The sequence below is a fragment of the Aquiflexum sp. genome, assembly GCF_041751335.1.
Classification (GTDB): domain Bacteria; phylum Bacteroidota; class Bacteroidia; order Cytophagales; family Cyclobacteriaceae; genus Aquiflexum.
In genome coordinates, this window is sequence record NZ_JBGSXS010000181.1 from 1 (window position 1) to 12,806 (window position 12,806).

Here is a 12,806-nt window from a genome sequence, read left to right on the forward strand (position 1 = left end):
TTCCTTTTTTGCATTAATACTCCAATTGGCTACCTTTGCGACACTTCAAAAGAGAAGGTTTTAAAGGAGTGGTAGTTCAGCTGGTTAGAATGCCTGCCTGTCACGCAGGAGGTCGCGGGTTCGAGTCCCGTCCATTCCGCATAAATTTAAATTGATTTACAGTTTTGGAGTGGTAGTTCAGCTCGTTAGAATGCTTGTCCCGATACATCGGGAAGGTAGCGGGTTCGAGTCCAGTCCATTCCTCACATTAAAAAAAATGTTGAGAGAACCTGTTATCTCATTATTAGCCATAAAGGGCTAAAGTAAAAAATATATTGGAGTGGTAGTTCAGCTGGTTAGAATGCCTGCCTGTCACGCAGGAGGTCGCGGGTTCGAGTCCCGTCCATTCCGCTTAAGCCTTGGGGCATCCCAAGGCTTTTTTTAATTATGAGTTATTTTGTCTATATAATACAATCAGAAATAGACGGGACTTTTTATATAGGTTCCTCCTAAGATCCATTGCATAGGTTGAAAAAGCACAATGCACCTCACAAAGGTTTTACATCCAGGAAACGGCCTCCAATTTTTAAGAGGCTCTTATTTTTTCCTAAATATTGAATTCAAATCGATTTTTAAAATGGTAGAATAATCATCTATTTACTTCTTACCCAATTTCAACTGCCAATTCCAAGAATCCCTTAGCGAATCCTCAAGTGAATACTTAGCCTCCCAACCCAAAACATTATTTATTTTCTCCGTATCAGCCCAGACTTTCTCTATATCCCCTTCTCTTCTCAATCCAATTTCATAATTCAATGGTTGACCACTGACTTTCTCAAAAGTTTTGATTACTTCCAATACGGTATTGCCGTTGCCTGTACCGACGTTGAAAAGATCATAAAAATTGTTTTTCTGCTGAAATAAGTATTCCAGTGATTTTACATGAGCTTCGGCCAAATCCATTACGTGGATATAGTCCCTGACACATGTACCATCGGGGGTATTGTACTTATCTCCAAAGACAGTGAGTTTTTTCCTTAATCCAGCACCTGTTTGCGTAATGAAAGGCACCAAATTGTTAGGAACACCAAGTGGCAGTTCCCCGATTTCACCTGATGGATGTGCGCCTACGGGGTTGAAATACCTTAAAGACACAATCCTAGAATCTGCACCGCTTTTGATATAATCCACCAAAATGTCCTCGCAGATTTTTTTGGTATTTCCATAAGGACTTTCTGCCAGTTGTCTTGGAGTGGATTCTTTCACAGGCAAAATTTCCGGTTGTCCGTAAACTGTGCAGGAAGATGAAAAAACAATGTCCTTCACCCCAAATTTGGACATGGTTTCCAACAAAATGAGCAAGGAATCTATGTTATTGGAATAATATTTCAGTGGCAACCTTGTACTTTCACCTACAGCTTTGAAAGCTGCAAAATGGATCACTCCTGAAAAATCATTGTCGAGAAATACCCTTTCAACTGCGGACCTATCCAAACAATCCACTTCGTAACAGCTGATTTCCCGGCCACAAATTTTGTTCAATCCCGCTACTGTTGATTTCTCTGAATTGGAAAAATTGTCAATGATAACCGGTTCATAACCTGAATTGACCAACGCCACAGCAGTGTGGGACCCTATATATCCTGCACCACCAGTAATAAGAATTTTTTTCATATTGCTTAAAATTAAATTACAATAATAACAGCTTGAATTCAAAAATCAGTTCTATTGAAATATTTTAACGAATTAATGTAAAGAACCCACTTAATTCTTTGGAGGTAACCTGACCATTTACATTCATTTGCAAAAACATCAAGTAGGTATAAGAACCAATTGGCGCTTCTTGCCCGTCTACTCTTCCATCCCATCCTGAATCTCCACTGTAGATCAAATTGCCCCATCTGTTCAGCACCTTCATAGTGAAATTCACATTACAATTAGAAACAGGACCATATACCCCATCCAGTGGATTAAAACCGGTAGGCATTCTTACTTGAGGTGCTTCTTCTAGCATTTCACCTAAGCCATTGCTGACACATCCCCTGCTGTCCTCAATACTTATATTATAAACTCCACGAGGAATACCCTCCAAGGTAACTCCCATTGAATTGTCATGCTGCCATAAATAAGTATATGGACCTTGACCATCTACTGCATTCACGATCAACTCACCATTGGATTGTCCCGGGCAACTTGGTTTGAGTACTCTAACATCTGCTACAGTTGGTGTGGGTGAATCTATCCTGAAATTGACAGGAAGTGCACATCCGTTAGCATCTGTTACTATTAAAGAATAATCTTTTCCTTCCAATTCTGTAAATCTTATTTCATTATTGTTGATTACAGCAAAAGGATAATCAATAGTATATGGCCCAATCCCACCTGTGATTTCCAGTACCTCTGTACCATCTGCCCTTCCAAAACATGATGTGGCAATTGACTCCAATTCTCTGTAGCTAAGCAATTGTGGTTCGTCAATAACTATATCTTCCAACAAAACTGAACAACCAAAAGAATCTGTGACTTTAACTGTATAAGAACCTGATAATAAATTGTCTGCAGTAAGTGTATTTAAGTTTGATTGATGGCTCCATGTAAAGGTGTAGGGTGACTTTCCCCCTATAACATCTAGATTTATCCTTCCTGTGTTTCCACCAAAACATAAAACATTTTTTAAATCTAACACAGAAGCTTCCAAGAGTGGATTAACTATTACCTCCAATTTTGGGGAAGTACCTTCGCACATGTCATCAAAAAGACTGAATTCTCTATACCATATTTTCCCTGTGGCACCGGGATTGGTCCATTTCACCTCCACTACGCTTTGGTCATCAGCCCCTATAATCTCACCTTCTTCAATATACCATTCAAAACCCCTGTTATTGAATTTTTCCGCAACGGTATATTCAAAAGTCTGTTCAGGATCAAAACAAACTTCAACTACTCCGGTTGGAATTCCTGCTTCAATCAGGGGATTAATGACAATCCCTAAAGTAATAGGATCACCTGGACAACCTTCGGAATTATAAGGAATAGCAATTACCTGGGCATTTGGGTTGGCGGGCCCCCAAAGAATGGTTACCTCTTTATTTTCTTCATCCACTTCAATAATTTCTCCTCCAACCACATCCCAATCCACTTTTGAAATAATTTCTTCTGATAAAAAAGCATAGGTCAATTCTTCTACCAAAGGACAGGCTTTTGTAATTCCTGAAATTTCTCCCTCAGTATTATTTACCTGGACATTAAAAACCACTTCCTGTTGTTCATCACAACTTACTTCACTAATGGAGGCAATTACTTTGATTTCATACTCACCCAATTCATTATAGGTATGATTAATTACTTTACCTACTTTTGTTTCGCTGCCATCTCCAAAGTCCCAAACAAAATAGGTGAAAAGCTCATTTTCAGGTATTATTTCCCAAGTTCCTTCCCTTTGGTAACAAGCCACTCTTTTACCCAATAATTCGAAATCATAGGATGCCTCAACCTCAAAATTCAAGTTATCCAAACTTGCCCCTACCGCGTATCCATAAGATTCGATATAGCCAAATCCGTATACATAAGCAATAAGACCCTCTGAATTTCTAAGATTATGAACCCCTTGATTGATGTTGACCCTTGCATAGGAATATTCAGTATTCTGGCCAATCTCAGCGAAATTGTTACCAATATTCTGACCGTCCAACCACGTATCATCCTTGGCTGCAGTTTTTACTATTATATTCACATAATGGCTGGTGATTGAAGGTAACTGAAGGGCATTGAATGTAATATTACTTAAAAGCTGCTGATTGGGGCTGTAAGAAATCATAAAAGGATCACCATCCTGAAAGAGTGGCTGAGAGGGATCGTTGCAACCTTGACTTTTTGCAAATACAGTTACAGATGAAGGTTTATTGGTTACGATATTGGCAACTTGGTCCCTTTCAAAGTTCATTGTAAGGAATTTACCCGCTTGTAGTGTACCCACATTATTACCATCTACCATTACTTCTGTATCATTTTCTGATGCCAGAACTTTAACCAACTCACCGGATGACCTTCCTGATAGCGGAATGTGAAAAAACGCTGTTCCCCAAGTATTCACAGGATAGGTCTGTTGGAAAAGGTGGTCATTTGCCTGACCACAATCCCCTACACTCGTCCATTTATTCCCCCCAAAAACGGCTATATTTTTACATTCGTCAACATTCTCACCTACTACCCTAACCCTTGATCCTGTCAGGTCTCCTCTAGCTTTTAACTGATAACTTTGACCACGATTCAAAGTGATGGTAAATGGGGTGTTGGCGGGTCTTCCGTTTACTGTAAAAACAGATGGGGTAATTTCTATTCTGGTATCATTTTCCACTCCTACTACCAAAAGGGTACTTTCATCATTAACATTGGCTTCATAATTCACAGGAGTGGTCATGATTTCAAAATGAGAGGTGACATAGTAATCTTTTCCCAATGTAGGCAAAGGTAGTACCACAGTTCCATCTGCTGATCTGAACCTTTCATTAAAAGCATATACTGAAATATTCCCAGTTGAAATGATATAAATACCCTTATTTTCCACCTGCCCGGAGGATCGATGAAGCATATCTACATCATCAATATAATGCATAAACTGCTGCCCGGGATTGAGGTCGAAACTAAGTGTCCTGCCTGCATATTGTAAAGTACCGCTTGCATTTTCACTTGCAGTGATAATTACTACACCGCGGTCAGGGGCGTCGGGAGGAATGCCATTATTTTCCATAAACCCAAACCAAAATTCCTTACCAACGGTGGTAACTTGAGCAATTGCCTGAATGGAAAAAAATGCCTGCATCACTGCAAACACAATAGGGAAGGTCAGGGTTTTAAAAACTCTCATCAATTAATGAATTTAATGGCGTTAATTTAAAGTAATCTTTTGGGTATAAAAATTAATTTTAGGTGAAATACAATTTTCTTTCTATAAGGTGTTGAAATGGATAAATCAAAACCATTTTTTTGGGTTTCAATAGAATACTTGATCATTTTTATATTACTATTCCTTCAATATTGATGACGCAGAAATCTTGTTAAATGCTACTTAGGTCCAATATTGTTTTTCAAATCTAACTATATGGAATTTAAGGGTTAAGAATAAAGTTTAAAGTTTTATTGGTAGTGGTCGGAAAATTATACCTTTCAAAAAAAATTTCAAATTTTACCAAATTCCTTTTTACATTATAAATCAGATACATATATTTAAAGCATTAAAGTAGTACTTACATTAATTTTGAATCACCCAAATCCAAAATATGTCTGCCTCAGATGCGGTATTGTCTTACTCTTGACCTGAAAAATGATCCGGATTTAATTGCTGAATATGAATCTTATCATCAAAAGGTTTGGCCTGAGATCGTACAAAGCTTCTATAATTCAGGAATTTCAACTATGGAAATTTACAGGTGGGAGAACAGGTTGTTTATGATTATTGAAACAACAAAAGGTTTTTCATTTGAAAAAAAAGCCAAATCTGATGCGGAAAATCCCATCGTACAAAAATGGGAAAACTTGATGTCGACATACCAAGAAAAACTTCCGGGCGTCGAAAAAGATGAAAAATGGCAATTAATGAAAAAGATATATACAGTATAAAACAAAGAAATTTATTATTTTTGATTAAAGTTTTACTTGAAAGCCGTGCCGTACAAAGAAAGAGAAATTGAGAAAAAATACTACTCCATAGGCGAAGTAGCGAGTATTTTTAAAGTAGCCCCCTCATTGATAAGGTATTGGGAAGGGGAATTTGATATCATCAAACCCAAAAAGGACAAAAAAGGCAACAGGCGGTTTACAAAAGATGATATAGAGAAAATACGGTATATCTACCAATTGGTGAAAATCAAAGGGTATACTTTGCAAGGGGCACAGGAAGTCCTGAAAACCGGTCATGAACAAGTTTTTGATAAAGCTACGATGGTTGACCGGTTACATCAGATCAAAAGATTTTTAATGGAAATCAGAGATACCATGCATGTCAAAGCCGAATGATAATCTTCATCATGAATTAGCACTTAGCCTTATTCCACAGATAGGTCCTGCGGTCTACAGAAACATCATTGCATATACCGGATCTGCATACAATTTTTTAGAGCTCCCAAAAGGCAAAGCAGCAAAAATCCCCAGAGTCAGTCAAAAACTACTCTCATTACGAAAGGATAAGAATTCTTTTCTGAAAAAAGCAGAAGAGATTTTGGAAATCTGTATCAAAAAAAACATTCAGGTTGTCACCATTTCCGATCCTCAATTTCCTCAAAGACTCAAAAGTATTGAAGACATGCCCATGGTGCTATTCAGCAAAGGCCTGTCTGATATGAATCCTAAAAGAACTTTGGGGATAGTAGGTACCAGAAACGCCTCTGAATATGGTAGAAACATCACCAGAAAAATCATTGAGGATGTCGCCCCATATAATCCCACCATCATCAGTGGACTGGCATACGGGATTGATATAGAAGCCCATAAGACTGCCCTCCAATATGACTTGCCTACTTTGGCTATATTGGGATCTTCTCCCGATCAGATCTATCCTTCCATCCATAAGAATACAGCAATCTCCATGTTGGAAAAAGGTGGATTAATCAGTGAATTTTTACCGGGAAGTGAAATGCATCCTAGCAATTTCCCAAAACGCAACCGGATAATAGCAGGCCTTTCAGATGCTTTGATTGTAGTGGAAGCTGCCAAAAAAGGTGGGGCTTTGATTACTGCTGAAATAGCATATAGTTATAATAAAGAAGTGTTTGCAGTTCCTGGAAACCTCCAATCGACTTACAGTGAAGGTTGCAATAACCTGATCAGAACCATGAAAGCATCAATTTTTACTGGTTTGAAAGATCTCGAAGAAGCATTGTCTTGGTCCAAAGAAAACAATGGTGTAGAATCTAAAAGCAAAATCGAGAGCATTCAGAATTTGGACGCTACAGAAAAAAAGATTTATGAAATCCTTGTGGAATCCAAAGAGCTTGAAATTGACCACTTGGCATTTCGAATGGAATTACCACTTTCACTTTTGGCTTCCAAACTACTGAATATGGAGTTTCAGGGTATCATTCGTGCTATGCCCGGTAAAAAATATAAACTCGTTTAGTGACCAATATTTTTCCCCCTCTGGGCGTAGTTTAAATCTTCGGTGGCGGCTAGGTGTAGTTTGCAACAACACTCCTTTATCACAAGCACCCTGTATACCTTTCAGAATGCAATTGGATTTTCAACACTTATATATAACTAATGCCTTATCCTTTAACCTGGAATTGCAAATTCCTTTGGATAGAAAGTCGTAGTTGCAAACTACGCCTAGCGCTTCCGCCAAACTTCGCCCAGAGAAGGACGAATATTGAGTTAAAAAAAACCTCCAAATCATATGATGCGATTTGGAGGTTTTTATTTAAACCTATTCAATTTACCTTTTCCCCATCTTCGGCATCATTCCCCCTAGTGCTTTTTGGGGACCGCCCATCTTGTTCATTTGTTTCATCATTTTCCGCATATCGCCAAATTGCTTCATCAGGTTATTGACTACAACGATAGATCTACCACTTCCTGAAGCTAGTCTTTTTCGTCGGCTGCCATCAATCACATCCGGGTTTTCCCTTTCTAATGGTGTCATGCTTCTGATGATGGCTTCAATAGGTTTGAATGAATCATCATCGATATCCAAGCCCTTCATGGCTTTGCCCATTCCGGGGATCATGCCTACAATATCCTTGATATTTCCCATCTTTTTGATTTGCTCCAATTGGGATAGGAAATCATCAAAATTGAACTGATTTTTTCGGATTTTAGCATTGATCCTTTTAGCTTCATCTTCATCAAAGGATTGTTGGGCACGCTCCACAAGAGAGATTACATCACCCATCCCCAAAATTCGCTGCGCCATACGATCAGGGTGGAAAACATCCAAGTTCTCCATTTTCTCACCTGTAGAAATAAATTTGATGGGTTTGTTGACTACGTGTCTGATGGATATGGCCGCACCACCTCGGGTATCACCGTCCAATTTGGTCAAGACCACACCGTCAAAATTCAGTCGCTCATCAAAGGTCTTGGCGGTATTGACAGCATCTTGACCGGTCATGGAATCAACAACAAAAAGTGTCTCAGATGGATTCAAAGCTTTTTTCAAAGCTTCGATTTCCTGCATCATCTGTTCGTCAACAGCCAATCGGCCTGCGGTATCGACAATGACTATTTTTTTACCTTTTTGCTTGGCATAGGCCAAAGCATTGTTGGCAATTTGAATGGCATTCTTATTCTCAGGTTCGGCATAGACCTCCACTCCTATCTGTTCACCCAATACCTTCAGCTGATCTATCGCTGCAGGTCTGTAAATGTCACAGGCAACCAATAAAACCTGTTTGCCCTGCTTTTTGAGGTAATTCGCAAATTTTCCTGTGAAAGTCGTTTTACCGGAACCTTGAAGACCTGAGATCAAAACAACAGCCGGGTCACCTTTGACATTGACGTCTACCTTGCTGCCACCCATCAGGTTGGTCAGTTCTTCTTGGGTGATTTTTACCAATAACTGTCCCGGTGAAACAGCAATCAAAACATCCCTGCCAAGTGCTTCCTCTCTGATTTTATCGGTGACTTCCTTGGCTACTTTATAGTTGACGTCAGCATCTATCAAGGCTCTTCTGATTTCCTTGACAGTAGTGGCAACGTTTATTTCTGTAATTTTCCCTGTTCCCTTCAGGGTTTTAAAAGCGCGGTCTAATTTCGAACTAAGATTATCAAACATGTTTTCAATACTATTTGATGCAAAAATAGGAATTTATTTGGTACTAAAATGGTAATGGATCCTATGCTTGTACTTTTCACCAGGATTTAGCCTAGCAGTGGGAAAAGTAGGTTCATTGGGAGAATTAGGGAATACCTGTGGTTCAAGACACATGCCCATATGCTTGGTATAGGCTATCCCTTCAGTTGTAATACTTCCGTCTAGAAAATTGCCTGAATAGAACTGAACCCCTGGTGCATCGCCATATAATTCCATATATCGACCTGAACCCGCGTGATACACCTCAGCCATTTTCACCAATTCACCATCCTGATTTTCTTTGATCACATAATTATGATCATACCCTCCTGGAACTTTGGCGATTCTTTCACCTACGGTATGGGATTGGGTAAAGTCAAAAGCTGTTCCTTTTACAGGGGCCAATTCTCCTGTTGGAATCAATTCATCGTTAACAGGAGTATACTTAGAAGCATGGATTATCAACTCATGTCCAAGAACATTCTCTCTCATAGCACTTAAGTTAAAATAACCGTGTTGGGTCAGGTTGACAATGGTGGGCTTGTCCGTTTCAGATTCAAATTCAACCAAAAGCTTATTATCAGCAGTCAGTTCAAAAGTCAGGGTTGTCGTTAGATTACCAGGAAATCCCTCTTCACCATCTGGACTGAGGTAGGTCATTTTGACCTTCATGGAATTTTCACTTTCCACCATTTCCGCTTCCCAATGTTTCCTGGAAAAGCCAACCAACCCCCCATGGAGATGGTTGTTGCCATTATTGGTGGCCAATTGATAAACATTCCCATCCAATTCAAATTTTCCTTTTGCAATTCTGTTGGCATATCTTCCTACAGAAGCACCTAAATACCCCTCATTGGAATCATACCCTTCGAGGTTGTCATGTCCAAGGACAATATTTTCCGACTTCCCGTCCTTATCAGGCACCATCAATTTGGTGATTAATCCTCCAAAGCTTGAAATTTCAACCTGTATTCCGTTACCATTGTCAAAAGTAAATACTTTGGCATTTTGACCCCCAACAGGAACTTCCTGAATGTTGACATTGAATTTGATTTCCTTTTTTTCCATTTCGTTATTGTCAGATTTAGGTGATTGACAGGACCATATTGTCCCAAAAATTAATCCCACAGAAATTACTGCAGTCAATAGGTTCTTTCTTTTCATTTCAGTTTTATGGTTTGTGGTTCTTGTTATAGTTTAAAACTTATAAACTTTATGTTCTTACTTTCACCTGGATAATCAGTCGGATTGATATCTATCTTTGTTTCTTGTCACTTCTCTTTGTATAATCACCTCTTCCTTAAAAGGGCATGATCATAAACTTTTCGGCCGTCTGTCTTGGTTCTTGTCTCTAGTCTCTTGGTTCTAACATCTCGCTTCTTCCTTAGCATCCCTGACCGTAATAAGCATCTTTTCCATGTTTCCTCTCAAAGTGTTTCCGGATAAGGGCATCTTTCAATCTAGGCGCATTGGGATTAATCTGTAGAGTAAGGTAAGCCATTTTTGCTATCTCCTCCAAGACTTTACTATTATAAACTGCCTTAGCGGCATCTTTTCCCCAAGCAAATGGTCCATGGTTGCCTATAAGCACCATTTCCACTTCTTTGGGATTTAATTTTTTTTCTTCAAAAACATCCAAAATCTGCTGCCCGGTATTGTGTTCATAGTCACCTTGGATCAAGTCATCGGACATCGGAGGTGCACATGGAATGTCAGCAGTCAAATGGTCGGCATGTGTGGTCCCGAAAATCGGGATATCCAATTGTGATTGTGACCAAGCCACAGCATAGGTGGAATGGGTATGACAAATGGCTCCTATATGCTCCCAATGTTTGTATAAAAATGCGTGGGTTTTGGTATCTGATGATGGCCTCATGGATCCTTCCACAATGTTATTGTCAAAATCCACTATGACTATATCCTCCACTTTCAAATCTTCATACGGCACCCCACTCGGCTTGATGGCAAACACCCCCTTTTTACGATCCACTGCGCTTACGTTGCCGAAGGTGTAGACGACAAGGTCTAAGGTGGGGAGTTGGAGGTTGGCTTGGAGGCAGGAGGTTTTTATATGTTCAAACATGATTAATTTTAGATTTTAGATCTTAGATTTTAGATTTAGGTGGATTTATCGCTTCCTCTTTGATTATTTTCCCATTGTAATCTTAGATTTTAGATTTGGGTCAGAATGAAAATTAGGTTTTTCTAATATTGTTATTTTTAATATTATTGGATTTATTCTTAATGGTTTTTAGGCTACTGACAAAAATGGCTGTTAACTCATTGGCTTCTTTTAGGAGGGCTCTGACATCAACCCAACCTTTTTCCTCGACAATTTCCAGCCAATAGCAACTTTCTTCTGACTCCTCTAGAACAACTTGCATTTTAGAGATAAATTCATTGTTACTTCTAGACCTGCAAACTGCCCTATAGTTTGCTCCTACGGATGTTCCTGATTTTACCAATTGATTGATTACTATCCTTGATGAAATTGTATTTGGCAATTTTTCTGCAAGGTCGATTACATCAATTGAAAATTTTTTTGTTCTGGATTTAAGTTGATTTTGCATGGTATAAAAATTTAGATTAGAAAAATGATTACTTCAACAATTTAATCATTCTACACTTCCCAATCTAAAATCTACCCTCTAAAATCTTAACTCATTCACTTCATCCTTCATCCCTTCTCCTTCATCCTTCTATAACCTTCCCAAACCCCAAATACTCCCCATACAGCTTTTCATAAACCACCACATTCTCCCCTACCGGCTCATACACTTTATCAAATCCATTTCCCATGGCTTTGATGGCGGATTGGGTGTTGGGGTGGATGCCGGCGGCCACGGAGGCGTACATGGCGGCACCAAGGGCGGGGGCTTGATCTGAGGAGGCGACTTTGATAGGCATATTGAGAACATCTGCCAAGGTCTGCATGACTAAGGTTGACTTTTTGGCTACCCCTCCCAATCCTATCACAGTATCAATTTGCACTCCTTCTTGACGAAACCGCTCCACAATACTCTTCGATCCAAAACTGATGGCCTCCACCAATGACTTGAACACCCTGACTGCATCCGAACCCATATTGAGGTTTCTAATGGCTCCTTTCAAGGATTGATTGGCATCAGGAGTTCTTCGGCCATTGATCCAGTCTAGGGCTACTATTGTCGACTCGGCCACAGGTATGGCCAATGCTTCTTTTGAAAGCTTTACAATCAATTGATCTTCCAATTCGGCTTTCAATATTTCTTTTTGTTCTTGGTCGAGCGTTTGGCTTGCCTCTATCAATTCCAATGAAGGCTTCAGCAAGAGGTTTTTGAACCATGCCAACACATCTCCAAATCCGGACTGGCCTGCTTCCAAACCGATAGTTCCAGGAATCACAGAACCATCCACTTGGCCACAGATTCCCGGGATCAATTTATCACCAAGCGTTGCTTTATCTGTAATCATGATATCACAAGTGGATGTACCCATTACCTTGATCAGGGTATTTGCTGTAACCTCTCCTCCTACCGCTCCTGCATGGGCATCAAAGGTACCAACGGCGACCACAACATCAGTTGAAAGACCCAGTTTTGAAGCCCAGGTTTCACTTAGGTTCCCAGCTACTTCATCCGATGTATAAGTATCTGAATATAGTCTGTCTTTCAGGTCAGCAAGATATGGATCAAACTTTCCAAGGAATTCTTTTGGTGGCAATCCGCCCCAGCTTTCATGCCACAAGGCTTTATGTCCGGCTGCGCATCTACTTCTTTTCAATGACATTGGATCTTTGTTACCAATCAATTGGGCCGTGATAAAATCACAATGCTCCATCCAAGAAAAAGCTGCATTCTTTATAGCTTTATCTTCTCTGATCACATGCAGTATTTTTGCCCAAAACCATTCAGAAGAATAAATACCACCTTCGTATTTGGTATAATCCTCCCCTCCCCATGTTCTCGCGACATGATTGATTTCATCTGCCTCAGCGATAGCGGTGTGGTCTTTCCAAATTACCATCATGGCATTTGGGTTTTCGGCAAACTCAGGCTTCAAGGCC

The 12,806-nt window shown here is 39.6% G+C and carries 10 protein-coding genes and 2 tRNA genes; 5 read left to right on the forward strand and 7 right to left on the reverse strand.

Annotation, left to right across the window (positions count from 1 at the left end):
• Positions 1 to 65: 65 nt before the first annotated feature.
• Positions 66 to 139: transfer RNA gene (locus ACEW8U_RS10030), tRNA-Asp, on the forward strand.
• A 177-nt stretch (positions 140 to 316) separates the two neighbouring features.
• Positions 317 to 390, forward strand: a tRNA-Asp gene (locus tag ACEW8U_RS10035).
• Between the two features lie 246 nt (positions 391 to 636).
• Here ACEW8U_RS10035 and galE read toward each other — a convergent pair.
• Positions 637 to 1,653 (reverse strand): UDP-glucose 4-epimerase GalE, encoded by a 1,017-nt coding sequence (gene galE, locus ACEW8U_RS10040; protein ID WP_373521905.1) that lies wholly within the window; start codon positions 1,651 to 1,653, stop codon positions 637 to 639.
• 64 nt (positions 1,654 to 1,717) lie between these two features.
• Entirely contained in the window at positions 1,718 to 4,846 is a 3,129-nt protein-coding gene (locus ACEW8U_RS10045) for a PKD domain-containing protein (protein WP_373521906.1), read from the reverse strand.
• Positions 4,847 to 5,271: 425 nt separating this feature from the next.
• Between ACEW8U_RS10045 and ACEW8U_RS10050 the strand changes: the two genes are divergently transcribed.
• From ACEW8U_RS10050 to dprA, 3 genes are read left to right on the forward strand one after another with little or no spacing between them, the layout of a single operon-like run.
• Positions 5,272 to 5,598: an L-rhamnose mutarotase gene (locus ACEW8U_RS10050; RefSeq protein ID WP_373521907.1), complete on the forward strand. Its 327-nt coding sequence runs from the start codon at positions 5,272 to 5,274 to the stop codon at positions 5,596 to 5,598.
• Between the two features lie 45 nt (positions 5,599 to 5,643).
• Positions 5,644 to 5,994 carry a MerR family transcriptional regulator gene (locus ACEW8U_RS10055; protein WP_084122421.1) on the forward strand — a complete coding sequence of 117 codons (351 nt, stop codon included), beginning with the start codon at positions 5,644 to 5,646 and terminating at the stop codon, positions 5,992 to 5,994.
• Positions 5,978 to 7,093, forward strand: a complete 1,116-nt coding sequence (dprA, locus tag ACEW8U_RS10060; protein ID WP_373521908.1) for a DNA-processing protein DprA — start codon at positions 5,978 to 5,980, stop codon at positions 7,091 to 7,093. The genes ACEW8U_RS10055 and dprA overlap by 17 nt, the downstream gene beginning before the upstream one ends.
• 312 nt (positions 7,094 to 7,405) lie before the next feature.
• Here the strand turns inward: dprA and ffh are convergent, their stop codons facing one another.
• The 5 genes from ffh to ACEW8U_RS10085 form a co-directional block, all read right to left on the reverse strand.
• Positions 7,406 to 8,743: a signal recognition particle protein gene (gene ffh / locus ACEW8U_RS10065; protein WP_373521909.1), complete on the reverse strand. Its 1,338-nt coding sequence runs from the start codon at positions 8,741 to 8,743 to the stop codon at positions 7,406 to 7,408.
• A gap of 33 nt (positions 8,744 to 8,776) precedes the next feature.
• Positions 8,777 to 9,925, reverse strand: coding sequence for an aldose epimerase family protein (locus ACEW8U_RS10070; protein WP_373521910.1), 1,149 nt, complete (start codon positions 9,923 to 9,925; stop codon positions 8,777 to 8,779).
• A 220-nt stretch (positions 9,926 to 10,145) separates the two neighbouring features.
• On the reverse strand, positions 10,146 to 10,844 hold the full coding sequence (locus tag ACEW8U_RS10075; protein WP_373521911.1) for an L-ribulose-5-phosphate 4-epimerase: 699 nt from the start codon (positions 10,842 to 10,844) through the stop codon (positions 10,146 to 10,148).
• 112 nt (positions 10,845 to 10,956) lie between these two features.
• Positions 10,957 to 11,331, reverse strand: coding sequence for a four helix bundle protein (locus ACEW8U_RS10080; protein ID WP_373521912.1), 375 nt, complete (start codon positions 11,329 to 11,331; stop codon positions 10,957 to 10,959).
• A gap of 121 nt (positions 11,332 to 11,452) precedes the next feature.
• Positions 11,453 to 12,806, reverse strand: a 1,354-nt coding sequence (locus ACEW8U_RS10085) for a ribulokinase (RefSeq protein WP_373521913.1), incomplete at its 5' end; no start/stop codon positions are given.